Source organism: Methanoregula sp. UBA64 (assembly GCF_002502735.1).
Taxonomy (GTDB): domain Archaea; phylum Halobacteriota; class Methanomicrobia; order Methanomicrobiales; family Methanospirillaceae; genus Methanoregula.
In genome coordinates this window covers 261162-283518 of the sequence record NZ_DAQC01000006.1, presented here as the reverse complement: position 1 = coordinate 283518, position 22357 = coordinate 261162, and the positions used below count along the sequence as shown (strand labels likewise).

Below are 22357 nucleotides of genomic sequence, written 5' to 3'. Positions count from 1 at the left end.
CGGTGTTGCTCGCGGCAAGGTCGCCCAATACCTGCGGGTCTGCCTTGACTACGATCGGGGCATTCCCGGCGCTTAATGCGGCCGTGAGCTGCTTTGCCGTGTTCGACTGGTCTGCACGGTCGACAAGGCCGGACTGCACGATCTTATACGTGTTTAGTCCGGTGTTATCCACGGCAACGACAAGGTTCACGTCGTCCCCGGGAGAGAACTCGTTCGTGCCCGTGATGTGGGCGGAGAGTGTCGGGCTCCCGGCCATGTACTTCGTGCCGGCAAGTGCCGGGGCAATCATAAAGCAGGCCAGGACAAGCGCTACAAGAACGCCGGTCCTGATGACCCTTCCGGGGGCACCCCGAAATGCGGCACCGTGCTGCGGTGCCGGTTCGGAAAAAGATGGTAAAACGGTATGGTATTCCATGCTAATCCTCAGTACGACAAGATTGGGTACTATTGTATATTTTAGTATATAATCTATTTCCTTATTGGATATACATAGACATCATAGTTTTGCCGGAAACCTTTGTACCGTAACATCACCACTACCAGAGACACGCGCCCCCGGTACCGGAAATAGTGATGCTTTCAGATAATCGACATATATCATAAATGTATGGAGATTTTAAATAATATGACAATCCAATGTTAAAAAGTTCAGTTATACAGGAGACAGTATGTATTTGGCACCCGCAGACCTGATAACCCGGTGGTACGAGACCATTGTTGCATACCTTCCCGGGATCATTGGAGCAATCGTCGTCCTTCTTATCGGCTGGATCGTGGGACGCCTGCTCGGAAAGGCAGTCCGGATCATCCTTGACAAGGTCAGCGAGCAGCATCTGGTAAAGGAAGGCGCCGATCTTGCATCGGTGGGCGGATCGGTGAAAAACGCCGGCATCACGGTCGGATACATTGGCGACCTCTTTGCCCGGATCGTGGTGTACATGATCGCAATCCTTGCCGCGGTCGACATCCTCCACATGGAATACTTAAGCAAACTGATGACGGAGATCATCGAATACCTCCCCCACATCGCTGCATTTGTGATTATTCTCACCGCCGGGTTCCTCCTTGCCGATTACTTCATTGACTTCCTCGGCCGGTATTATGCAAACCAGGAGATAGCGCTTATCACCCCGGTCCTGTTCATTCTGAGGATCTTTTTGTACTTCGTGATCGCCATCCTCGGGCTCTCCCAGCTGATGCTCGATCTCACGATCATCTACACGTTTGTTACACCGATCGCATGGGGCGTGGGGCTCGGGCTCGGCGCTGCTATTGCAATTTTTGTCGGCTTCGGGCTCAGGGGTCACAGCGAAGCGATCATGGATAAGCTCATAGAATCGATCGCAAAAAAACCCTAAACCCACTTTTTTTTTACCGCAACAACCCGGGCGGGCTGTCGCGGACTTTTCTCTAGGTTTAAAAAAAAGGACCGGACAAATTCCCGGTCTACCGGCTAACCTGCATGAAGAAGAGATCAGGCCGTTTCCAGCCGTTTCCCGAGCACGGCAATCTGTTCCAAGAGTTCCTGTTCCCGCTGTGCAAATGCCGTCACATCGGTCATCGTAATGTACGTGCTTACCGTTTCCCCGTGCCGGACTGAGTTTATCTGCCCGTAGATGCAGCGCCGCTCCCCGTTCTTGCACAGCATCCAGCTCTGGAACTTTGCCGGAGGTTCCGTGCAGGAGATGGACTTTCTGTACAGTTCGTCCATCATCAGGCGGGTCTCGGGGGTGACGAGCGCTTTTGTGCCCTTGTGCTGGAGCTCCTCGAACGTATACCCCGACATCTCGCAGACCCGCCGGTTCGCATACACGAACTGGTCGTTTTCTATAATTACCACAGCGTCCTGGATATTGTCCGCCATCATCCGGAACCGCTGCTCGCTTGCAATGAGCGCTTCATCCTTGGTCTTGAGCTCGGTGACATCGGTGAGGATCACAAAATGATAGAGGATCTGGCCGTGCCGTGCACTCGTAACCCGGATAAAGACGTTACGGTATACCCCGTCCTTCCGCCGGATCCTGCACTGGAGATCGGCAAGCATCGGCTCTGTTGAAGATTTTTTGTTTTGAGCAAAGAGGGGCTCCATCTTTTCCTGGTCTTCCGGGGCAATGATTGCCCGGGGATCCATGGCCCAGAGCTCTTCGAACGTATAGCCGGTGATCTCCGCAAGGCTGCGGTTGACAAACGTACACTTGTCATTTTCTATGATGAGCAGGGCGTCCCGGATATTCTCCGCCATCATCCGGAAGCGCTCCTCCCACTCGCGGATCTCCCGCTCCCGCAGGATATCCCCGGTCACATCGGTTAAAATCAGCGTAAAGCCTCTTGCGCCATCGTCAAAGACCGTGGGAATTGATTTCTGCTTGAAGATACGCTCGCCCACCCCCTTTACCATAAATGAGAGCGTGCGTTCCGTCTCCTCCGGCGAACGGACGGCAAGGGCATTAACGAGCTCGTGGACATCGACTTCGGGGGACTTTAAGTATGCGATGTTCTTCCCGGTTGCTTCCTTACGGCCGATGTGCAGGAGTTCAAGGAACATATCGTTGATCTCGATGATCCGCGAGTCGCTGTCGAGGACCATGATCATATCCTTTGAACAGCTCAGCATTGCCGAAAGCGGGACGCGCTGGGAGAGCGTGAAGACCTTGGCCATCCCGTAGGTCCGCATATCCACCTGGCCGGAGATCAAGAGGATATCAAGATAGCGGCCGGTGGTATTCTTGTTCTTCTTGAGCGCCTTTGCAATATCCGTGACGCTCATCCCCTCCGGGTTTTCCTTGAGGAGATCTTTGATCTGGGCAAGTTCCTGCTGGTAATCGTGCATCATGGCTGCGGCATGTTCCCGATGTATATAATATACACGCCCAGTGAACATTTATAATTATTGAAAATGACCCATATGTATCGTAAATAACAATAAAATTTATTTACAAAAAACAAGCTATATAGTAAGCGTAAGTAGAAATTTGTGGAGGAAACCAAGATGGATTCTGTCTTTACCAATGTTGCCAGTCAGTGGTATGGCGTCACTATGACGTACCTGCCCAGTATTATCGGCGCACTTATTGTCCTTCTCATCGGCTGGATTGTCGGCCGCCTGCTCGGGAAGGCAGTCCGGATTGTGCTTGACAAGATCAGCGAACAGCACCTTGTCGAGAAAGTCGCAGACGAAGCTTCCTTTTCCGGCTCGGTAAAAAGTGCCGGTATCACCGTAGGATACATCGGCGATATCGCAGTCCGGATCTTCGTGTACCTGATTGCAGTCCTTGCAGCGGTCGATATCCTCAACATGGACTACATGAGCAAGCTCATGACCACGATCGTCGAGTACATCCCGCACGTGGTTGCCTTTGTCATCATCCTTATCGTCGGGTTCCTGCTCTCCGACTACTTCATCGACTTCCTCGGGAAGTACTATGCCAAGCAGGACATCCAGCTCATCAACCCGGTCCTTTTCCTTATGAGGATCTTCCTGTACTTCGTGATCGCCGTTCTCGCGCTCTCGCAGCTGATGCTTGACCTCACGATCATCTACACGTTTGTCACCCCGATTGCCTGGGGCATCGGGCTTGGTCTTGGCGCCGCAATCGCTATCATTGTCGGCTTCGGTCTCAAGAACCGCAGCGAAGCGATCATGGACAAGATCATCGACACCGTGGTCGTAAAGAAGCAGTAAATTTTAAATTTTTTTTTTTTGAGGCGTGCACATGAACTCAATAACGGTAGTTGTCGGAATTGTCCAGCTGATCATCGCCGTCATCTTTGCGGTGGTCGCACTCTATATCGGGTTCTCGGTCTTCGGGAAAGTCACCCGGGATGTTGACGAACAGAAAGAACTGGCAAAGGGTAATGTCGCCTTTGGGATCATCGTTGCTTCGATCTTCATCGCGATCGGCATCATGGTCCAGTCCGGTGTGGCCGGTATCTCGGTCGGCATCAGCAAGGCAGCAACCCTCGGGTTTGCTTCTGTCGACGGGATCACCGTGATCGTTGTCGCTATTATCCAGCTGGTGCTCGGCGTCCTCTTTGCGGTCGGCGCCATCTACCTTGCGCTCAACATCCTCGACCGGTTCACCCGGGAACTCGAGGAGTTCGCAGAGCTCAAGAAAGGCAATGTTGCAGTCGCGCTCGAAATGGCCGGCGTGATCATCGCAGTCGCCTTAATCATCCAGTCAGGTATTACCGGTATCACGGCAGCGCTGGGATAAGACCCGGTATAATCTCCTTTTTTATTTCGGCCTTGGATCCGTTTGCCGTCAGGGTGGGATTCTTTTGCCCGTATATGGCACCCGATGAAAACCGTATCTTCGTCTTTTACAGCACCCGTACATATTTCCGGGCATAGGTATACTTTTTTACATTAACTTTGTGATTATGTATAATAAAAAACATTAAAATACCGCAGGACCTATAGTGTGATCGTCCCTTTGGGATGCACATACCAACCGGACACATGCACTCAAGACCTCAGGGTACCCGGGGCATACAGGACCGGGTAACACCACAAGACTACAGCAGCAACACACCGCGGGCAAAGGACAGCGATCGATTCCTCACGCCTCGATACATCGGTACATTCCGCCCGTGCCCCGGTGTGAAGGTCTTTTTTTTAAACCAGCCTGAAAATTTCCCGTTCCTTAACGGGAATGACGGTACAGGCTGAACAAAAAGGGTTTGTAGACCGGCCGCCCAGTATCTGCCTGAATGGAATCGCTGCTTGCTTCCCCTGAATTCCAGATGAGCCTGCTCCTCTTTGTCGCGCTGGGCGGGTACCTCATCGCCTCCCGGATCAACCAGTCGGCGGTCATCGGCCTCATCCTGGTCGGGCTCCTTGTCGGCCCGAGCGCCCTTGGCCTTATCACCTATTCCGATTTTGTTGCAGGGCTTGCCTCGCTCGGCGCCGTGATCCTGCTCTTTGTGATCGGCCTTGAGTTCAATGTACGGGAGATCCTCTCGGTAAGAAACGGGGTGATAGCAGCAGTCGGCGTCATTGTACCATGGATCGGCGGGTACTGGCTCTCGCTTGCCTTTGGTTTTGAGACCGGGGCCGCGATCTTTGTCGGGACGGCGCTCACCGCGACTAGCATTGCGATCACGGCAAATGTCTTAAAAGAGCTCGGGAAACTCCAGACCGATGCTGCAAAGGCGATCATCGGGGCTGCGGTCATCGACGACGTGCTCAGCCTTCTTGCCCTTGCGATCAGTACAGATGTCGTAAGCGGGACCGTTACGGCCGGGGCGATTGCATTTGTTGCCATCAAGGCAGTGGCCTTTATCGTAATCGGCGGGGCATGCGGCATCTTTGTCGTGAGCAGGTACGTAGAGCGGCTCGATGCCACGGGTTTTTGTAAAAAATTCCCGGAATTCATCTTCATCTTCGCGATGATGATGGCATTTTTGTACGCCCTCTGCGCAGAAGCCGTGGGCCTCTCTGCCATAGTCGGTGCATTCATCGCCGGCGTCTCGTTTGAAGGAGTGAAACTCACGCACAGCAGGAACTTTAAGGAGGGTGCGGAGTATCTCCAGATCATCTTTGCCTCGATCTTTTTCGTGTCGCTTGGGGTTCTTGCGGATCTGCGTGCGCTCACCCCCGAGATCCTCATCTTCCTTGCTGCGCTCACCATCATGGCGATTGCAACAAAAGTGATCGGCTGCGGTATTCCGGCCCGGCTCATGGGAATGTGCCGGAAGGACGCACTCATCGTCGGTTTCGGGATGGCGCCCCGGGGAGAGGTCGCGATGATCGTTGCGCTCCTCGGTCTCGAAGCCGGGATCATCGGCCAGGGGATCTACGTCACGCTCGTCCTCATGAGCCTGCTCACGACCATCATCACGCCGATCATCTACCGGAACTGGTTCTTCAAGGGCGAAGACTGCCGGTCCGATGCGGCCGGCAGTTAAGAAAATTCTTTTTTTACCGGCCCGGGTTTTCCGGTATCACAGGATGCCGCATGATTCTCCCGGGCATACGCCCGCAGGATATCGGTCCGGGTGATAAACCCGGCGAGCAGATCGGTCGTGCCGTCCTCTGCCACCGGCAGGTGGTCGAAGTCGCGGCCCACCATAAGGGCAAGGGCATCTTCGAGCGTATCGCCGGGGTGCACGACAACCGGCGGAGCGGTCATAAGCCGGCGCAGGACCGGGCACTCACCCGGCGCCTTTCCCGCGCCCTGAACGTCGCGATGAGTGATGACCCCGACCAGCCGGCCGTTCTCAAGAACCGGAAATCCCGTGTGGCCGGTCTCTGCAATCACGCTCCGGACGACGGCCGGCCCATCCTGGGGCGAGAACGCGATGACCGCGTCCTTTTTGACCATCGCGTCCCGTACCGCGAGCCGCGAGAGGACGTCGCGGTCGTACTCTCCCCGGTGGGCCCCCGACTGCGCCTTGGTGGGCACCTGCTGCCGGAAGATCGTCTTTTCCCCTTTAAGCAGTTGCGAGACCCCTACCGCCGCCATCGCGGGGATGAGGATCGTGATGCTCCCCACCATCTCGACGACCATGATAAGGACGGCGATCGGGGCGTTTGCAACCGCGCCAAAGAGGGCGATCATCCCGACAACCACAAAGACCGGGATGGTCTCGACCGGGACAAGGGCCGGGAAGAACAGGTGGAGCACAAGGCCAAGCGACGCCCCGACCGAGGCACCGATGGTAAGCCCCGGGGCAAAGACGCCCCCGCTCCCGCCGCTCCCGAGCGTGAGCGAAGTCGCCACGATCTTCAAAAACGGCAGGAGCAGGACAACCACGAGCGGGAGCATGGAATAAAACATCAGCTGGTCAAAGCCGTAGCTCGACCCGAGAGAGGCAAGGCCGAGCGTCTCCAGGTCCGGGGAGACGAGCGCAAGGGCGAGGACAATAAGGCAAAGGATGACTGCGCCCGAGACCGGCTTTAAGTATGCCGGCAGGCGGTGCTTTGCAAAGAATGCAGAAAACGCGTCCCTGCTCCCGTAGAAGAGCCAGATATAGAGCAGGCCGAACGCAGCGCAGAATACGCCGAGGAGGGCAAAGAGCGGGATCTGCACGACCGTCCACGCAATGGCGCCAAGCGAGAAGATGGGGGCATAGCCCTCGAAAAAGCCGAAGATCGCATAGCCGATCACCGATGCAAGGAACGCCGGGATGATCGCATCGGACTCGAAGTCCCGGGTGTAAAGGACTTCGGCCGCGAGCACGGCGCCGCCAAAGGGTGCCTTGAAGATCGTGCCGATACCGGCCCCGATGCCGGTGGTGAGCGCGATCCGCCGCTCCTTCTCGGAAAGGCCGAGCATGTCCGCCACCATCGACCCGAATCCCGCCGAGATCTGGGCCGACGGTCCCTCGCGGCCGGCGCTCCCGCCGGTCGAGATCGTGAGGATCGAGGTGACTGCTTTTACCACCGGCACCCGTTTCCGGATCCTGCCCTCGCCGTGGAACGCCTTGATCGCCGCATCGGTCCCATGCCCTTCTGCTTCAGGCGCAAGCTTTGTGACAAGAATACCGGTAAGGAGGCTCCCGATGATCATGATCGGAAGAAGGAGCCAGAGCGCCTGGGGCCCGGACCACTGGCTGATCGCAGCCACCGTCTGGCCTTCCTGAGGGTACGTATACTGGAGCAGGTAGCCCATGAAAAAGGCCGTGCCGATTTTGAGCCCTTCAAAGAAGAGGAGCGCGCCGAAACCGGCAATGATCCCGACCACAAACGCGATCAGAATCACGCGTTTGGTAGGGGTAATCCCGACGGGAAGCGAAAATGCCATGGCTGACGGAATTCCGGTATTTTCCCTATCCTATTTCTCTGTTCCCATCCGGCGACCAGGGGCAATTGGTGATACCAGCAGATAAAAAGGCAAAAGAGCGGCTCTGTAGAAAACCTTACGGACACCCTGAATTTAGCTGCGAGGGGACCACGGGTGCTCGCCTTCTTGCCGGGGCTCGCCCCGTGGAACAAACCCGTACGCGGGAAGCACAATAAAAAAAAATTGGGGGGGGTCAAGGGGGCTTTGTCCCCGTGAGCTGCCTCCCACTCTTTAGGTAGAGAGGGGGTCGCCCCCGCAGACACGGTCTGGTGAAGGGGGAATGATTTCTACAGAGCCAAAAGAGCAGGTTACGAGTACGGGTGGATCTTCTTAAACAGCCAGACCTTGACCTGGTCGTTGATGACAAAGAATGCAAGCGCGTACACCCAGACGATAAGCGCAAGCGTCCACCCGAGCGGCGTCATGAAAAGCCCATACACGGCTATCACGGTCGCGGCAACCTGCGTGAGCTCGGCAGCGCCAAAGAGGGAAAGTGACGGGTACGGGCGCTCCCAGAAGTGCTGCTTTCCGGTCCGGGCAAGGTAGATCGTCATGTGGCCGGCAACGGCGAGTTTTAGGAAAATGAGCGTCTGGATGACCCCCGGGTCGAGGTGGAAGTACTCGCGGGAGAGCCAGAGGAGCAGAAAACTCGATACTACCCCGAGGATGCCGAGGATACTGGCAATGGTTAAGATCCGGTCCATCTGCCAGCGCACGGGCTTGTTCGCGACCGGTGCATTGTCAAACGCGATCATCATGATGGGCAGGTCGTTTAAGATCGCGAGCACGACGAGCATGAGCGCGGTGACCGGGTAGAAATTCAACAGCACGATGCAGAGGGTCAAAAAGATCAGGACCCGGACCGTCTCTGCGATCCGGTACACCGCGTAATTCTCCATGCGCCGGAAGATCTCCCGGCTCCGTTCGATTGCATCGATGATGACCGAGAGCCCGGGTTTTGTGAGCACGATATCGGCTGCGGATTTTGCCGCATCGGTAGCGCCGGCGACCGCGATCCCGGCATCGGCCTCGCGGAGGGCCGGGGCATCGTTCACGCCGTCGCCGGTCATCCCGACAATGTGGCTGTCGCCCTGGAGAACTTTGACGATCCGGAACTTGTCCTCGGGGAGCACCTGCGCAAAACCATCGGCTTGTTCCATCCGGGCGAGCGCTTCAGGGCCGTCCCCGTCAGGAAGTCCCGTGCGGGGCAGGACATTTTTCCCCATCCCCACCTGCCCGGCGATCTCCTGCGCAATGGCGACATGGTCCCCGGTCACCATCTTCACGCCGACGCCGAGTTTTCCGGCCTGGGCTATTGTGGCCGCCGAATCCTCGCGCGGCGGGTCAAAAAGGCCGATCACGCCGAGGTACTGCCATCTCCCGTCAGGGCCGGTCCGGGCAACCCCGAGCGCCCGGAACCCTTTCCGTGCAAACCCTTCGACCCATGCATCGAGGACTGCACGGTTGTCCCCTCCCGTCCCGGCAAGGGCGGCAATTGCCTGAGGGGCCCCTTTGGCCGTTTCAAACGTACGGCCTGAGCCGTCCTGCACGGCAGCTTTTGAAAACTTACTGACCGGGTCAAACGGGACAAAGGCCGTAACCGTGCCATCCGCTGCCGGCTGTACGGCGTACCGGGCCAGTACCGCCTTATCGATCGGGTCGTCGCTCTCCTTTCGCGAGGCAAAGGCCGCGGCCGCGAGAACCTCCGCTTCAGAAACCCCGGGAAATGTTTCGATCCCGCCGATGCTGATCGCGTTCTGCGTTATCGTCCCGGTCTTGTCGGAGCAGAGGATATCCATGCCGGCCAGCTCCTCGATGGCAGAGAGCCGGCTCACGATCGCCTCTTTTCTGGCAAGCGCAACGGCCCCGACCGCGAGCGTGACCGTGAGGACTGCGGGGAGTGCCGCCGGGATCGCGGCGACCACGAGGATCAGCGCGAACTGGAGGGTGTCCGGCAGGGACTCGGCCCGGAGAAGGGCGACGAGAAACACAATGCTCACGAGCACGACCGCGAGGATGATGAGGTAATTCCCGATCTTCTGGACCGCGGCCTGGAAATGGCTCCTCGGCGGTTTTGCCGCAAGCAGCCGGGTGGTCCGGCCAAAGAACGTGGCAGACCCGGTCGCGGTAACCTGTGCGTCCATCTCGCCCTGGCGGACGATTGCGCCCGAATATACCGTCTCCCCGGCCTTCTTTTCAACCGGCAGCGATTCGCCGGTCAGCGCCGATTCGTCCAGAAGCAGGTAATTTCCGGCAGCGAGCCGGGCATCGGCCGGCACAATGTCGCCGAGCCGGATGTGGATCCGGTCGCCGAGCACGAGCTCCTTTGCCGGGATGTCCTGCCACGTCCCGTCGCGGAGGACGCGGGCATTGGGAGCGAGCCGCTGTTTTAAGAGCTCGATCGCGTTCTCGGCTTTCTTCTCCTGGAAAAACCCGACTACCGCGTTTATCATGAGCAGCAGCAGGATGACAAAAAAATCTTCCCAGTGCGCAATCGCGGCCGAGATAATTGCCGCTGCCTCAATCATCCACGGGATCGGTCCCCAGAAATAGGCTAAAAATGCACGGAGCGGGTGCTTTTTTTCATCAGGAATATCGTTTGGCCCGTACTGCTCCCGGAGCCGGGCTGCCTCTTTTGTGGAGAGGCCGGCCGGGTTGTCCGGCAGTTCCGGCGCCGGTTTTTTCTCAGGATGGTCCTGGGCGGTCATAAGGTAAGGATCCTCTAAAAACACTCGATCGGGCGGTATGCTCCAAGGTCATTTTCTTTTTTTATATGCTAAATGCCTGCTGGAAGGGGACGGCTTTTTTTAACGGGGCAGGTAAAATCGGAAAGGGTTTAAACGATTGGTCCGATAGGAATCCTTGCTGATTTGTGGTTTTGGATATCACGCATTTCCTGTTAATGTTCCATTGAAAAATTTCTCACAAATCACGTCCCGGCCCCTTTACGGGCGGGGAAATACCAGCCACATCAACTACGGTGACGTCATGAACCCACGGTATCTTACTTCAGTGGCCGAACTCGACAACAGGGTCGGCCTCACGGCAAAGGAGCGAAAGGAGATGGAGTCGGTGACAGAGCTCTATCCCTTCCGGGCAAACGAGTACTATCTCTCGCTTATCGACTGGAAGGACGGCAACGACCCCCTGCGCAGGATCGTGGTTCCCGACATCCGGGAACTCGACCGCGGGGGGTGCGCCGATCCCTCCTCGGAAAAGGATTACACGAAAAAACCCGGCCTGCAGCACAAGTACGACCAGACCGGCCTGTTGCTTCTTACCGACACCTGTGCCGGCATCTGCCGGTTCTGTTTCCGCAAGCGCCTCTTTATGTCCTGCAAACGCGAGACCGTGCGGGACGTGTCGGACAATATCGAATACATCAGGGAGCACAAGGAGATCACCAATATCCTCCTGACCGGCGGCGACCCGCTCATGCTCGAAACACGCCGGCTCGAACCGGTGCTAAAAGAGCTCCGCGAGATCGAGCATGTCAACATCATCCGGATCGGGAGCAAGATGCTCGCGTACAACCCGTACCGCATCCTCAACGACCCCGAGCTCCTGTCGGTCCTTGCCCGGTACAGCACCCCGGCAAAACGGATCTATCTCATGGCGCACTTCAACCATCCAAAGGAACTTACCCCGGTCTCGGTCCAGGCCGCAGAATCCTTACGAAACGCCGGCGTGGTCGTGGTGAACCAGACGCCGATCCTTGCCGGGGTAAACGACGACCCGCATACCCTGACGGGACTGTTCCGGAAGGTCTCGTTTGCCGGCATCTCGCCATACTATGTCTTCCAGTGCCGGCCGACAACCGGTAATGCGGCCTTTACCGTCCCGGTGGAGCGGTCGTACGACTGCATCCAGAAATCCTGGCAGACCTGCTCGGGGCTTGCAAAGCGGGCGCGGTTTGTCATGTCCCATGCCACGGGAAAGATCGAGGTGGTGGGAAAGACCGCGTCCCACATCTTCATGCGCTACCACCAGGCGGCCGATCCCGCGGCGGTCGGGAAGTTCATGGTCTTTAAGACCAACCCGCTCGCCCGCTGGTTCGACGATTACCACCACCCGCTCTCCGACTTCGAGCCAAAGAAGCTCTGGCTGTTCTAAGATAGGGAGGTTTTTTTAGACCATGACATCCTCATCATCCGGCACAGAGACCGGCACCTGGCAGGACCCGGGCGATCCTGCACGTAGGCGGTCCCTCAGGGAACTTGGCGGCCAGGTCACCGGTTCCCTGAGGGACCTTGCATCCGTGCTCCGGGGGTATTCCCGCGGGGCAGAACGCCCGATAGACACAGAGACGATCCGGCAGACCCGCGAACCCGGGGATTTTCCCGATTACTGGAAGGACTGGCGCTGGCAGGTCCGGCATGCAGTCCGCGATCCGGACACCGTCTCCCGCCTGCTCGGGATCACGTTTCTGCCAGAGGAGCAAGAGCAGATCAAACAGACCATAGAAAAGTTCCCGCTCTGCATCACGCCGTATTACCTCTCGCTTATCGATACCGGCGATTACAAAAACGATCCCATTTTCAGGCAGGCGTTTCCCTCGCCCGCCGAACTCATCGTGGAAAACTACGAGCTTTCCGACCCGCTCTCCGAAGAAAAAGACAGCCCCTGCCCCTGCATCACGCACCGGTACCCGGACCGGGTTCTCTTTTTGGTGAGCAATACCTGCGCAATGTACTGCCGGCACTGCACGAGAAAGCGCAAGGTGGGCGATAAGGACTCGATCCCGGACCGGGATGAGATCCTCGCAGGAATCAGGTACATAAAAAACACGCCGCAGATCCGCGACGTGCTCCTCTCGGGGGGCGACCCGTTCATGCTTTCGGACGAATACCTCGACTGGATCCTCTCCGAACTGCGGGCAATCCCGCATGTGGAAGTAATCCGGATCGGGACCCGAGTACCGGTCGTTCTGCCGTACCGGGTGACCGATAATCTTGTTGAGGTCTTAAAAAAGCACCACCCGGTCTGGGTGAACACGCAGTTCAACCACCCAAAGGAGATGACGGATTCTGCCCGCGCCGCGCTTGCAAAACTTGCCGATGCCGGGATTCCTCTCGGGAACCAGTCGGTGCTCCTTGCGGGGATTAACGACTGTCCCCGGATCATGAAGGCGCTCGTTCACGAGCTTGTAAAAAACCGGGTCCGGCCCTACTACCTGTACCAGTGCGACCTCTCCGAGGGTATCAGCCATTTCAGGACGCCGGTCTCAAAAGGCATCGAGATCATGGAAAATCTCGTAGGCCACACGAGCGGTTTTGCCGTCCCGCGCTATGTGATCGATGCCCCGGGCGGGGGCGGGAAGATCCCCATCTTCCCCAACTATCTCTTAACCTGGTCGGTCCACAAGGTGGTGCTCCGCAACTACGAGGGCATGATCTGTACGTACCAGGAGCCGGCCAACTATGAACGGATCTTCTGCAACGGGGACTGCGATGCCTGCAGGCTCCAGCTCAACACCAGCCGGGCGGACGAATCAAAACTCGTCGGCGTGGCAAAACTGCTCGCAGACTACGATGAAACCACCACGCTTGTCCCCGAGAACACCGACCGGATGGAACGGAGGCAGGAATGAGACCCGCGGACACGATAGAAATTATCGGGAAGAGTAAAGTCCAGCACGGCCATTTCAACAACCGGGCCTACGTGATGCGCCTTGACCCGGAAGATATCCCCGGGATCATCCCGCGCCTGGGAGCCCTTGCGGAAAAAAACGGGTACACGAAGATCGTGATCCGGGTCCCGTACGAATCAAAAGATCCCTTTTTATCGGCAGGCTATGTCCCCGAAGCCGATGTCCCCGGGTTCTACAACGGTACCGGTACCGCACTCTTCATGGGAAAGTACCTCGTGCCGGGCCGGGCAGCAACATGCAACCCGGAACTCACGGCCGATGTCCTTGCCACCGCCAGGGCGCATTATAGCGCCGGCTACCGGGCGCACCTCCAGCGGGCGTACACGCTCGTGGAGGCCGGGCCTGACGATGCCGGGATGATTTCGAGTTTATACCGCGAGACGTTCGAGAGTTACCCGTTCCCGGTCTTTGATCCGGGATTTATCAAAACAACCATGGAGGAGAATGTCCGGTACTTCTGTATCCTGCACGGGGGGGTGATCGTAGCAGTGGGCTCCTGCGACACCGATACCGCACATAAAAATGCCGAGATGACCGATTTCGCAACCGATCTCGGGTACCGGGGACAGGGCCTTGCCGGCTGCCTGCTTGAGGCTATGGAGGAATTCCTGAAACGACAGGGCATTCTCCTTGCCTACACAATCGCGCGGGCAACGTCCTACCCGATGAACGTGACATTTGCCCGCGCCGGGTACGCCTGTGCCGGCACGCTTGCAAACAACACCAATATCTGCGGGACGCTGGAGAGCATGAATATCTGGTATAAACGGCTGGTGACGGGCGCATGATCGATCCCGGGTATTTCCATGCGGCAGTCACGGTGCTTGCCGGCCTCATCCTTGCCGGGGCCGCCCATTTCGTGGTCCGCTGGCTCAAAAAGAAGGCCGATACGACCGACACGCAGCTCGACAATATCCTGCTCGAAGCAATCGGCGGGCCGCTCGTGGTATGTATCGTCGCAGTTTCCGTGTATGCAGCCCTGACCCGGTTCGATGTCGTCCCCGAAGCGCTCAGCTGGCTTATTACCGACCAGGTGATCACGGCGGTCTTCATCCTGCTCGGGGCCTGGATCTGTTCGGTCTTCTCCTATAACTTCATCCGGACCTACGGGACCGTCATCGCCGCGAGGACCCAGACCGATCTTGACGACCGGCTCCTCCCGGTCCTCGAAATTGCGGCCAAATACCTGATCTGGTTTGTCGCGTTTTTACTCATCCTTGCAACGTTTAACGTCGATATAACACCTTTCCTGGCAGGCGCGGGGATTGCCGGCATCGCCGTTGCGCTCGCCGCGCAGGACCTCCTGTCCAACTTCTTTGGCGGCGCGATCATCACCATGGACAAGCCGTTTATCGTGGGCGACCGGATCAGGTTCGATGAATATTTCGGGGATATCGTGAGTATCGGGCCGCGGAGCACGCGCCTCAAAACGCTCGACAACCAGATTGTCACCATCCCCAACTCGAAGATCACCACAAACATTGTCGTCAACTATGCGCAGCCGGATCCCAGGCTCAAGGTGCGGATCCCGTTCTCGGTTGCGTACGGATCGAAGATGCCCCGCATCAAGGAGATGCTCCTTGAGATCGCCCGCGAAGCGCAGGAGAAGACTCCCTGGGTGCTTGCCGATCCGGCACCATCGGTCTACTTCCTCGAATTCGGCGAATCGGGCTTAAACGGCCAGCTCCTTCTCTGGACCAGCAACTACGACAATTCCTGGGACGTCCAGGACTACATGAACTCGCGGATCGACGAACGGTTCCAGGAGGAAGGGATCGAGATCCCGTATAAACAGGTCGACATCCACCTGCGGACTGAGGGCGAGAAAAAACCGGGGGCCGTGTAATGGCGGCAGCCCCGGGGGTCCCCATACCTTACCGGATCATTGCCCTGATGCAGGAACAGAACCGGCTCTTTGCGTTCCCGGCCGAAGCGCTCGCAGCAGAGATCAAAACAACCGGGTTCTCCTGCACGCTCTGCGGGGCCTGCTGCACCCGGGCGGTCAACCGCCATGTCTTCCTGCTGGACCGCGACGTGGAGGCAGTGCGGGCGATCGATCCCGGCGCGTACCGCCCCGCCCCGGACCCGGAGTTCTGCGATGAGAGCGGCACGCTCTACGATTCCGGGTACGCCCTTGTTATGGACGGCAGCGGGGCCTGCCGGTTCCTCGAAAACAACCGCTGCCGGATCTACGGGAACCGGTTCTTTGTCTGCCGGATCTACCCGCACATGCTGCGGAAGGAAGCGGGAGAATCAAAAGATCCCGGCTGGTGCATGTTTGCCCGGAGAAACGATCACGGGGCGTACGGCACGGATATCCCTGACGAGACCTGCATGGCCCTCGCCCGCGAGGTCCTCGAATACGAGAACGGGTTCCTCTCCCAGCAGATCGCATTTTTAGAGGCCGTACACGAGTACTTCACCGCCCACGACCTCTGCCACGACCCGGCAAAGCACCGCGAAAGCGTACAGCGGATGCGGGACGGTCTCCCGGTGTCGGTAAAAGTATTCCATGCCGGCGAACTCGAAGACTGGCAGACCGGGTGACCCGGGACCGGGAGGGAAACGGGATTCCGGATTTTACAGAACCAGCTGAAGAACCAGCCAGATGAGGATGATAAGAGAGAGGATTCCGCCGACAGCCTGGAGTACCCGGACAGAGTCCGCCTTTGCAGTATCCTGAAGGGGATGCGGATCGGCGGGATGAGGTAAATCCGGGGACGTTTGAAGCTCTTTTATGGGTTTTGAATCGTTTACGGGTTTCATAAGTACCCGGGAGGCCGATTCTTTATCTCTTTTCTGTTTTTTCGCGTTTTAACGACGAATTCGGATTTTTACGCTCCTGATCCGGCCGGCAGGGGGATATGCAGAACCGGGAGGTGCAATATATCACCGGGACCACCAACAACATATTTCGCTTCGCAGCTCAATAGATCAATCAGATGGATGCAGCGGTAACTGTTCTCTTCCTTGGCATACTCATCATCCTCGGGAACGTTCTCTCCCGTGTCTTCACGGTAACAAAGATCCCCGACGTGCTGTTCCTGATCGCGCTCGGGATCGTTATCGGCCCGCTGCTCGGTCTTGTGGAGCCCTCGGCATTCGGGGTCGTGGGCCCGATATTTGCCGAGGTCACGCTTGCTATCATCCTCTTTGAGGGCGGTCTCCATATCACGATAGAGACGCTCAAAAAAGCCATCACCGGGACCATGGCAATCACGGTTGCCAATTTTTTTGTTGTCACCGCGATCAGCATCGTGATCATGCAGTACTATGCGGGCTTTACGCTCCTTGAGTCCTGCATGCTCGGCGCAATCCTCGGCGGGACCTCGTCCGCAGTCGTGATCCCGTTCACCAACTACCTCAATATAGGAAAAGACGCAAAAGCCATCCTTGCCCTCGAATCCGCCATCAGCGACGTGGTCTGCATCATTGTCCTGCTCGCCCTGCTCGATGTGTACAAGGTCCAGGACTTCAATATCGGCCATGTGACCGGCAACCTGATTGCCTCGTTCCTGATCGCGATCATCATAGGGGTTGTCGCCGGCATCTGGTGGTCTTCGGTCTACCACAAACTCGTAAACATCAAGAGCATATTTATCACGCCGGCGTTTGTCTTCATCGTCTTTGGCCTGGTAAGCCTGCTCGGGTTCTCCGGCGCGATCGCAGCCCTTGCGCTCGGTGTGACCTTCGGGAACCTGAACTATTTCAAGGCAGAAAAAGTCCTGCCGTTTTTGGGTAACGATATCACGCAGGTAGAACTCACGCCCGTAGAAATGGAATTCTTCTCCCAGCTGGTCTCGCTCTTAAAGACCTTCTTTTTCATCTATATCGGGCTCTCGATCCACTTCTCCAACATGACCGTGATCTACCTGGGGGCGCTCCTCACCGTAGCAGTCTATCTTGCCCGGATCGTGATCGTCTGGTGTACCATCCCGCGGAATATCCCGGCATCCGATGCCTCGTTCATTGCCGTGATGGAACCAAAGGGGCTTGCTGCCGCGGTCCTCGCGTCCATGCCGCTCAATGCGGGAATTGCCGCAGGCCAGACCATCCAGGACGTGACATATATTGTGATCTTCTTCTCGATCCTTGCCTGCTCGGTCCTGATCTTCCTCCTGGAAAAGACACCGTTCTCCCGGGCGTACCGGAAACTCTTCTGGGCGTTTGGGAAAGAGCAGAAGGAAACCCCGTAATTTTTTGCCCGGGCCGTATTTTTGATCGGCACCGGTCCCCATCGCAAGCATTTTATCGGTCACGGGAAAACAGCTTTTAAGGCGATGAAGTCCACCTCAAACCGCCCGGATACGGGCTCGTGACTTCTCTTCTCCACCAAAAACAACTGAGGTAGACTATCCTTTGAACAGACTGCCGGGTACGCGGTACCACCGGATGGAGCCGTTGTCTGCATGAAGCCCGATCTTGTCCCGTACGCACTGGTTGCCGCCGGGGGGTTTCTCGGCGCGGTCCTGCGCTTCTGGACCGGCGAACTCTTCCCGTCGCCGGCCGGGACGCTTATCGTCAATTTTTTTGGGAGTGTGCTCATGGGCATCTTCATGTACGAATCGATCTATATCGGGGCGTTTGACCGGCGCACGCGGATCTTCTTTGCAACCGGGGTTATCGGGGCGCTTACCACGTTTTCCGCGCTCGCGGTCGAGAGCTTCCAGGCCGGGCCGGTGACGGGCATGGCATATCTCCTCGGCAGCATCCTGCTCGGTCTTGCCGGGATCCTTGCGGGCCGGTATATTATCTCGTACCAGCGGGGGATCTGAACCATGGACCCGGCGCTTCTCGTGGGTATCGGCGGGGCAGCCGGCTCGGTCTTCCGGTTTTTGCTCTCGAAAATCCCGACACGAAAAGGAATTCCGCTCGGGACACTCATCGTCAACGTGACCGGGAGCCTCGCCCTCGCCATCCTGGTCTTCTCGCAGTCGCCGGCCGACAGCAGGTACTTCCTTGGCACCGGAATCCTCGGGGGATATACCACGTTCTCGACCTTCTCGTACGAGACGTTCCGCATGATGGAAAATCATGATTATTATACGATGGGGGCAAACATCCTCACCAATGCGGGCGGCAGCCTCCTTGGCGTGCTGCTCGGGTACTGGATCGTGATGGGGTAACCGGGAGGAGAATCATGTTGCAGAACGGCATGTTAATGCGCATCTATATCGCGGAATCGACAAAAGTCAACGATAAGCCGGCGAGCCGGTACCTGCCGGAATTTTTCCTCTCCCGCGGCCTGACCGGGTGCACGGTGTACCGGGGCATGAGCGGGTTTGGCCACGAGAACAGGATGCGGACGGTCGATGTCCTGCAGTTCTCGCTCGACCTGCCGGTCATCATCGACGTGATCGATACCAAAGAGAAGATCGAGGCCGTCCTCCCCGAGGTCGAGGCGATGGTAGCCGACGGCCTCATCCTGGTCCAGGACGTCCGCATGTGCCGGAAAGTGCCGGAGTAAGTTTTTCTTTTTACCCGGGAGCCGGTGGATCCGGTCTTTTAAAAAAACCGGTTATTTTCCCGCCTGGAGTTCGTCCACGCGTTTCTCGATCCTTTTTAAGAGTTCGATATCGGTGAGGACTCCTGCGGGGGGATCCACGACTTTGCGCATCTCTAAGGGGATGGTGTCCATCCGGTACACGCAGCCGCAGGTCTCGACCCCGTCCACGGCAACCGGGATATGGAGATCGGAGAGCTCGGTCGTGCAGTTGATGTGCGGGTCGATCGTAATAAGGGGTTTTTTTACGGCATGGATCGTTGCCTCGATGGGAAAACTCGCCGCGGGATCGGCAGCCACAAAGAGGCACGCCTCGACCTCGTCGCGGACTAGGAGATCGATCGCGGTAGTCTCGCCGGTCTGGTGCCGGGCCTGGTCGCCTCTCGAGAGGTCCACGGCAAAGGGAAAACCGTACTGCCATCCCAGCACCTCGCCCGAGCCGGTGACATTGCCCTGGACACGCATCGGCATGACCACGAACTTCGTGTACCGGTTGAGGTCGTAGGTCAGGTTGATGGCCATGTCGATGTTGTGGTTGCGGCCCACCGACTGGGCAAGACCCATTCCTAAAAAGATTATGCCAAACTTTGCCCGTTTAAAGTCCTCTGCCAGTTTATGGATCTGTTCGGCCGGGACCCCGGCAATGCTCCCGCTGAGGCGGCCGCCGTTCAGCGCCGTGCGGAGCGCGTCCATGAATTCGTAATCAAAGCCCTGCTCGATCCGGATAAACAGGTCCGAGCTCCGGGCCGTATCGGTGTACCGGCAGTCGATACAGATAATCTTCCGGCCTTTCGCGCCCTCTTTTGTGAAAAATCCCCGGGGAAAGATCGAGTAGCGCGACATGTGCCGGGGGTGGACGTGGGCCGGGTTGCAGCCCCAGAAGACCACGCAGTCAGCCCGGTTCTTGACCTCGCCGAGCGTGCAGGTGGTGATCCCGACGTCCTCGATGGCGATAAGCGACGGGCCGTGGCAGATCGTGGCGCCGTTGTCGACGATCCCGCCGACCTTTTCTGCTATTGCGTGGCCGACGCTCATCGCCTGGCAGCTGGTATTGATCCAGCCAAACATCAGGGTTTTCCGGGATTTGACAAGCATCCTTGCCGTCCGGTCGATGGCCTCGTCGTACGATATTTCCTTATAGGATCCATCCGGCTGGCGCAGGCGCGGGAGGGTGACCCGTTCCTCGGTCCGCTGGAGGTTGAACTTTTCCGAACCGATCGCACAGGCGTTTTTTACCGAGAGTATGGTACGCCGGTCGTCCGATACGGTGACCTCGATGTCGTCGCAGAGCGATCCGCAGACAGAACAGACTACATCGGGTATGACAACGGGCGTTGGTATTCACTCCTTCCCCGGCATGGTGCCGTATTCTTCGCGGTGCCGGGCCGGTAACTCCCGGCATTATCCGCCGCCGTTTTTATAAATATTTTCGATTAATTGGGATGTTTGGTTAAAATGAGTTAGTTAAGGCAGGCGCACGGGCCATGACCGTTCTCCCGGATATGAGCGCCCCCAGGTACATCATTTCAGCGCATATCATGCGCGCGCGGAGGTAAAAAAACCAGAGGTACCGGCAAAGTGCCGGGGGACCGTTACGGCCCCGGGAATACGTAGGTTGTCCCGACCGTGTTTAAGATACACTGTTCCGGCATTGCGGCCATGAACCGGTTGATCGCGTCCCACCCGGTGCAGTGCATCGGGACAACGTAGTCGGGGCCGATCTCCTTTATCGCGTCGATGGTCGGCTGGATCCGTGACGCAAAGGCCGGGCCGGTGAGGTGGAACCCGCCGAGGACCGCGTGGACTTTTTCAACACCGGTGATCTTCTGCGCGTATTTTACCGTGTTGACAATCCCGGCATGGGCGCAGCCGCTTAAGATCACGAGGCCCCGATCTTTGATCGGTATCACGATGGCCTGGTCGTCTTTTATCGGGTCCGTGACCCATGCGCCACCGGCAAGCATCTCCATCCCGGGCATCCCGGTCTCGAATGGCATCACCCGTTCGACTTCGCCCGTAACGAGCAGGTGGCCGGCGGCAAGCGTGGACGGGCCTGCGCGTTTGAGGATATCGGCCCCGGCTTTCTTGAGCGCTACCGCATCGAGCGGCGGGAGCTTTGCGATCCCGTTTTTGCTGTTCATCCTCCGCTCTAAAAATGCATCCGGGTGGAGGACGAGCGGCACCTGGTGTCCCGCGCCGGCAACCGCAGCTTCGAGGCCGCCGATATGGTCGAAGTGGCCGTGGCTTAAGACTACAGCCTCGATCGAGTTTGAGGATATCCCGAGCTGCCGTGCGTTCCAGGCCATGCACTCTTTTGAGAGCCCGGCATCCATGAGGATCGCGTGCTCCTGTTTTCCGGAGAATACCCGGACCAGGCAGGAGAGCCCGTGCTCTGCAAGGAGATTGCGGCAGGGATCGAAGGGCAGGCGCCGGTCCACGGGCGTTTTTGGCTGTACAAAGATATCGAGATAGTTGTCCACGAGGACCGTGATCTCCACCCGGTCCGCGGGTTTAAGGGATATTTCGGTCATGGGTATCATCCTGTACGATCTGACTGGTCTTTAGTCTATAAGAAGGAGCGCCATGAGCTCAGGGTGCCCCTCGACCGGGAACGTAATTTGCATGTTTGCTTTTTTTGCGGTCGCTACCATGTTCACGCCCACCGCGTGCTCGGGGATCCGGGCCTGCGTGGGATGGAGGCAGATGCCGCCCGCTACATTGCACTTCTCGCAGAGCCGGCACGAGCCGTTGATGAACGCTAATGCGAACGGGTTTCCCGCGTTAAATGCACGGCGCTCCAGTTCGAGCATCAGCGGGGCAAACGATCCGGTGCCGTTGAAGTGGTCCTTCCAGAACTTTTCCGCTTTTGCTTTCTTGTCGGCCGGGGCCGCGGGGTCGAGCCAGTACTTGTAGATCGAGCAGATCACGTCATTTTCCGCTTCTGCCGGCGAGATGAATTTTACAAGCAGGGCATCGTGGTACTCCGCGAGGATCTTCCGGAACTGGTCCGGTGTCGGGACGTGCGGCGGGCAGGTGAGTTTCTTCCCGTACCCGATGCATCCGGCCCGGCACTTTAAGGCCACGCGGTCTTCAACGATAACGTCACCTGCTGCGATCACTTTTACGTCCGCGGCGCCGAGTTCTTTTGCTGCATCGACAAGGAATTTGTATTTCCCTGGCCGGTTTGCTGCTGGCTTCATGGTGGTGTTCTCCGTTTTGTTTCTCTCATATATCGTTTTTCGGCCCTGTAGAAATTATTCCCCCTTCACCAGACCGTGTCTGCGGGAGTGACCCCCTCTCTACCTAAAGAGGGGGATGCAGCCCAGGGAGGAAAAGACCCCCTTGACCCCCTAAAAAAAAATTTCAATTGTGCTTCCCGTGTACTGGTTTGTTCCACGGGGCGAGCTCCGACGAGGCGGC

20 protein-coding genes, 1 pseudogene and 1 riboswitch are annotated in these 22357 nt (G+C 57.6%); of the genes and pseudogenes, 14 read left to right on the top strand and 7 right to left on the bottom strand.

Annotated features, from left to right (window positions below; genetic code table 11):
* Window positions 1-415 (bottom strand): annotated as a pseudogene (locus BP758_RS09835) (hypothetical protein); the annotation flags it as partial.
* A 253-nt stretch (window positions 416-668) separates the two neighbouring features.
* On the opposite strand from BP758_RS09835, the gene BP758_RS09830 reads away from it, so the two are divergent.
* The gene (locus BP758_RS09830; RefSeq protein ID WP_292370700.1) at window positions 669-1358 is read left to right on the top strand and encodes a mechanosensitive ion channel family protein; all 690 of its coding nucleotides are present in this window, start codon (window positions 669-671) and stop codon (window positions 1356-1358) included.
* Between the two features lie 116 nt (window positions 1359-1474).
* On the opposite strand, the gene BP758_RS09825 is transcribed toward BP758_RS09830, so the two are convergent.
* Window positions 1475-2833: a PAS domain-containing protein gene (locus BP758_RS09825; protein ID WP_292370699.1), complete on the bottom strand. Its 1359-nt coding sequence runs from the start codon at window positions 2831-2833 to the stop codon at window positions 1475-1477.
* Between the two features lie 156 nt (window positions 2834-2989).
* Here BP758_RS09825 and BP758_RS09820 point away from each other — a divergent pair, with 156 nt between their 5' ends.
* From BP758_RS09820 to BP758_RS09810, 3 genes are all read left to right on the top strand, one after another.
* Window positions 2990-3682: a mechanosensitive ion channel family protein gene (locus BP758_RS09820; RefSeq protein WP_292370698.1), complete on the top strand. Its 693-nt coding sequence runs from the start codon at window positions 2990-2992 to the stop codon at window positions 3680-3682.
* Between the two features lie 31 nt (window positions 3683-3713).
* Window positions 3714-4214: a DUF350 domain-containing protein gene (locus tag BP758_RS09815; RefSeq protein WP_292370697.1), complete on the top strand. Its 501-nt coding sequence runs from the start codon at window positions 3714-3716 to the stop codon at window positions 4212-4214.
* A 496-nt stretch (window positions 4215-4710) separates the two neighbouring features.
* On the top strand, window positions 4711-5907 hold the full coding sequence (locus BP758_RS09810; RefSeq protein ID WP_292370696.1) for a cation:proton antiporter: 1197 nt from the start codon (window positions 4711-4713) through the stop codon (window positions 5905-5907).
* Here BP758_RS09810 and BP758_RS09805 read toward each other — a convergent pair.
* Window positions 5904-7745 carry a chloride channel protein gene (locus BP758_RS09805; RefSeq protein WP_292370695.1) on the bottom strand — a complete coding sequence of 614 codons (1842 nt, stop codon included), beginning with the start codon at window positions 7743-7745 and terminating at the stop codon, window positions 5904-5906. The two genes, BP758_RS09810 and BP758_RS09805, sit on opposite strands and share 4 nt — an antisense overlap.
* 347 nt (window positions 7746-8092) lie before the next feature.
* Window positions 8093-10492 (bottom strand): plasma-membrane proton-efflux P-type ATPase, encoded by a 2400-nt coding sequence (locus BP758_RS09800; protein ID WP_292370694.1) that lies wholly within the window; start codon window positions 10490-10492, stop codon window positions 8093-8095.
* A 280-nt stretch (window positions 10493-10772) separates the two neighbouring features.
* Here BP758_RS09800 and BP758_RS09795 point away from each other — a divergent pair, with 280 nt between their 5' ends.
* From BP758_RS09795 to BP758_RS09755, 9 genes are all read left to right on the top strand, one after another.
* The gene (locus BP758_RS09795) at window positions 10773-11897 is read left to right on the top strand and encodes a KamA family radical SAM protein (protein ID WP_292370693.1); all 1125 of its coding nucleotides are present in this window, start codon (window positions 10773-10775) and stop codon (window positions 11895-11897) included.
* Window positions 11898-11919: 22 nt separating this feature from the next.
* Window positions 11920-13374 carry a lysine 2,3-aminomutase gene (ablA, locus tag BP758_RS09790; protein ID WP_292370692.1) on the top strand — a complete coding sequence of 485 codons (1455 nt, stop codon included), beginning with the start codon at window positions 11920-11922 and terminating at the stop codon, window positions 13372-13374.
* A complete protein-coding gene (gene ablB / locus BP758_RS09785) occupies window positions 13371-14222 on the top strand; it encodes a putative beta-lysine N-acetyltransferase (protein WP_292370691.1) in 852 nt (283 codons plus the stop codon). The genes ablA and ablB overlap by 4 nt, the downstream gene beginning before the upstream one ends.
* Entirely contained in the window at window positions 14219-15280 is a 1062-nt protein-coding gene (locus BP758_RS09780) for a mechanosensitive ion channel family protein (RefSeq protein ID WP_292370690.1), read from the top strand. Before ablB ends, BP758_RS09780 begins: the two co-directional genes overlap by 4 nt.
* Window positions 15280-15981, top strand: a complete 702-nt coding sequence (locus BP758_RS09775; RefSeq protein WP_292370689.1) for a YkgJ family cysteine cluster protein — start codon at window positions 15280-15282, stop codon at window positions 15979-15981. Before BP758_RS09780 ends, BP758_RS09775 begins: the two co-directional genes overlap by 1 nt.
* Window positions 15982-16376: 395 nt before the next feature.
* Window positions 16377-17630, top strand: coding sequence for a cation:proton antiporter (locus BP758_RS09770; RefSeq protein WP_292370688.1), 1254 nt, complete (start codon window positions 16377-16379; stop codon window positions 17628-17630).
* 71 nt (window positions 17631-17701) lie between these two features.
* A riboswitch (Fluoride riboswitch) is annotated at window positions 17702-17766 on the top strand.
* A 77-nt stretch (window positions 17767-17843) separates the two neighbouring features.
* Window positions 17844-18209: a fluoride efflux transporter CrcB gene (crcB, locus tag BP758_RS09765; RefSeq protein ID WP_292370687.1), complete on the top strand. Its 366-nt coding sequence runs from the start codon at window positions 17844-17846 to the stop codon at window positions 18207-18209.
* 3 nt (window positions 18210-18212) lie between these two features.
* Window positions 18213-18560 (top strand): fluoride efflux transporter CrcB, encoded by a 348-nt coding sequence (gene crcB / locus BP758_RS09760; RefSeq protein WP_292370686.1) that lies wholly within the window; start codon window positions 18213-18215, stop codon window positions 18558-18560.
* Window positions 18561-18574: 14 nt separating this feature from the next.
* Window positions 18575-18901 (top strand): DUF190 domain-containing protein, encoded by a 327-nt coding sequence (locus tag BP758_RS09755; protein WP_292370685.1) that lies wholly within the window; start codon window positions 18575-18577, stop codon window positions 18899-18901.
* 51 nt (window positions 18902-18952) lie between these two features.
* On the opposite strand, the gene BP758_RS09750 is transcribed toward BP758_RS09755, so the two are convergent.
* Complete coding sequence (locus BP758_RS09750) at window positions 18953-20215, bottom strand: formylmethanofuran dehydrogenase subunit B (protein WP_292370706.1); 1263 nt, start codon at window positions 20213-20215, stop codon at window positions 18953-18955.
* On the opposite strand from BP758_RS09750, the gene BP758_RS09745 reads away from it, so the two are divergent.
* Window positions 20109-20360: a hypothetical protein gene (locus BP758_RS09745; protein WP_292370684.1), complete on the top strand. Its 252-nt coding sequence runs from the start codon at window positions 20109-20111 to the stop codon at window positions 20358-20360. The genes BP758_RS09750 and BP758_RS09745 overlap by 107 nt on opposite strands.
* Before the next feature lie 169 nt (window positions 20361-20529).
* Here BP758_RS09745 and BP758_RS09740 read toward each other — a convergent pair whose 3' ends face one another.
* Together BP758_RS09740 and BP758_RS09735 are read right to left on the bottom strand one after the other, a co-directional pair.
* A complete protein-coding gene (locus BP758_RS09740; protein ID WP_292370683.1) occupies window positions 20530-21468 on the bottom strand; it encodes an MBL fold metallo-hydrolase in 939 nt (312 codons plus the stop codon).
* Between the two features lie 30 nt (window positions 21469-21498).
* Window positions 21499-22137 (bottom strand): DUF2284 domain-containing protein, encoded by a 639-nt coding sequence (locus BP758_RS09735; protein WP_292370682.1) that lies wholly within the window; start codon window positions 22135-22137, stop codon window positions 21499-21501.
* Window positions 22138-22357 lie beyond the last annotated feature (220 nt).

Coding starts and splice junctions, on each gene's coding strand:
- BP758_RS09830 (WP_292370700.1), top strand. CDS start 669: ATGTATTTGGCACCCGCAGACCTGATAACCCGGTGGTACGAGACCATT.
- BP758_RS09825 (WP_292370699.1), bottom strand. CDS start 2,833: ATGATGCACGATTACCAGCAGGAACTTGCCCAGATCAAAGATCTCCTC.
- BP758_RS09820 (WP_292370698.1), top strand. CDS start 2,990: ATGGATTCTGTCTTTACCAATGTTGCCAGTCAGTGGTATGGCGTCACT.
- BP758_RS09815 (WP_292370697.1), top strand. CDS start 3,714: ATGAACTCAATAACGGTAGTTGTCGGAATTGTCCAGCTGATCATCGCC.
- BP758_RS09810 (WP_292370696.1), top strand. CDS start 4,711: ATGGAATCGCTGCTTGCTTCCCCTGAATTCCAGATGAGCCTGCTCCTC.
- BP758_RS09805 (WP_292370695.1), bottom strand. CDS start 7,745: ATGGCATTTTCGCTTCCCGTCGGGATTACCCCTACCAAACGCGTGATT.
- BP758_RS09800 (WP_292370694.1), bottom strand. CDS start 10,492: ATGACCGCCCAGGACCATCCTGAGAAAAAACCGGCGCCGGAACTGCCG.
- BP758_RS09795 (WP_292370693.1), top strand. CDS start 10,773: ATGAACCCACGGTATCTTACTTCAGTGGCCGAACTCGACAACAGGGTC.
- ablA (WP_292370692.1), top strand. CDS start 11,920: ATGACATCCTCATCATCCGGCACAGAGACCGGCACCTGGCAGGACCCG.
- ablB (WP_292370691.1), top strand. CDS start 13,371: ATGAGACCCGCGGACACGATAGAAATTATCGGGAAGAGTAAAGTCCAG.
- BP758_RS09780 (WP_292370690.1), top strand. CDS start 14,219: ATGATCGATCCCGGGTATTTCCATGCGGCAGTCACGGTGCTTGCCGGC.
- BP758_RS09775 (WP_292370689.1), top strand. CDS start 15,280: ATGGCGGCAGCCCCGGGGGTCCCCATACCTTACCGGATCATTGCCCTG.
- BP758_RS09770 (WP_292370688.1), top strand. CDS start 16,377: ATGGATGCAGCGGTAACTGTTCTCTTCCTTGGCATACTCATCATCCTC.
- crcB (WP_292370687.1), top strand. CDS start 17,844: ATGAAGCCCGATCTTGTCCCGTACGCACTGGTTGCCGCCGGGGGGTTT.
- crcB (WP_292370686.1), top strand. CDS start 18,213: ATGGACCCGGCGCTTCTCGTGGGTATCGGCGGGGCAGCCGGCTCGGTC.
- BP758_RS09755 (WP_292370685.1), top strand. CDS start 18,575: ATGTTGCAGAACGGCATGTTAATGCGCATCTATATCGCGGAATCGACA.
- BP758_RS09740 (WP_292370683.1), bottom strand. CDS start 21,468: ATGACCGAAATATCCCTTAAACCCGCGGACCGGGTGGAGATCACGGTC.
- BP758_RS09735 (WP_292370682.1), bottom strand. CDS start 22,137: ATGAAGCCAGCAGCAAACCGGCCAGGGAAATACAAATTCCTTGTCGAT.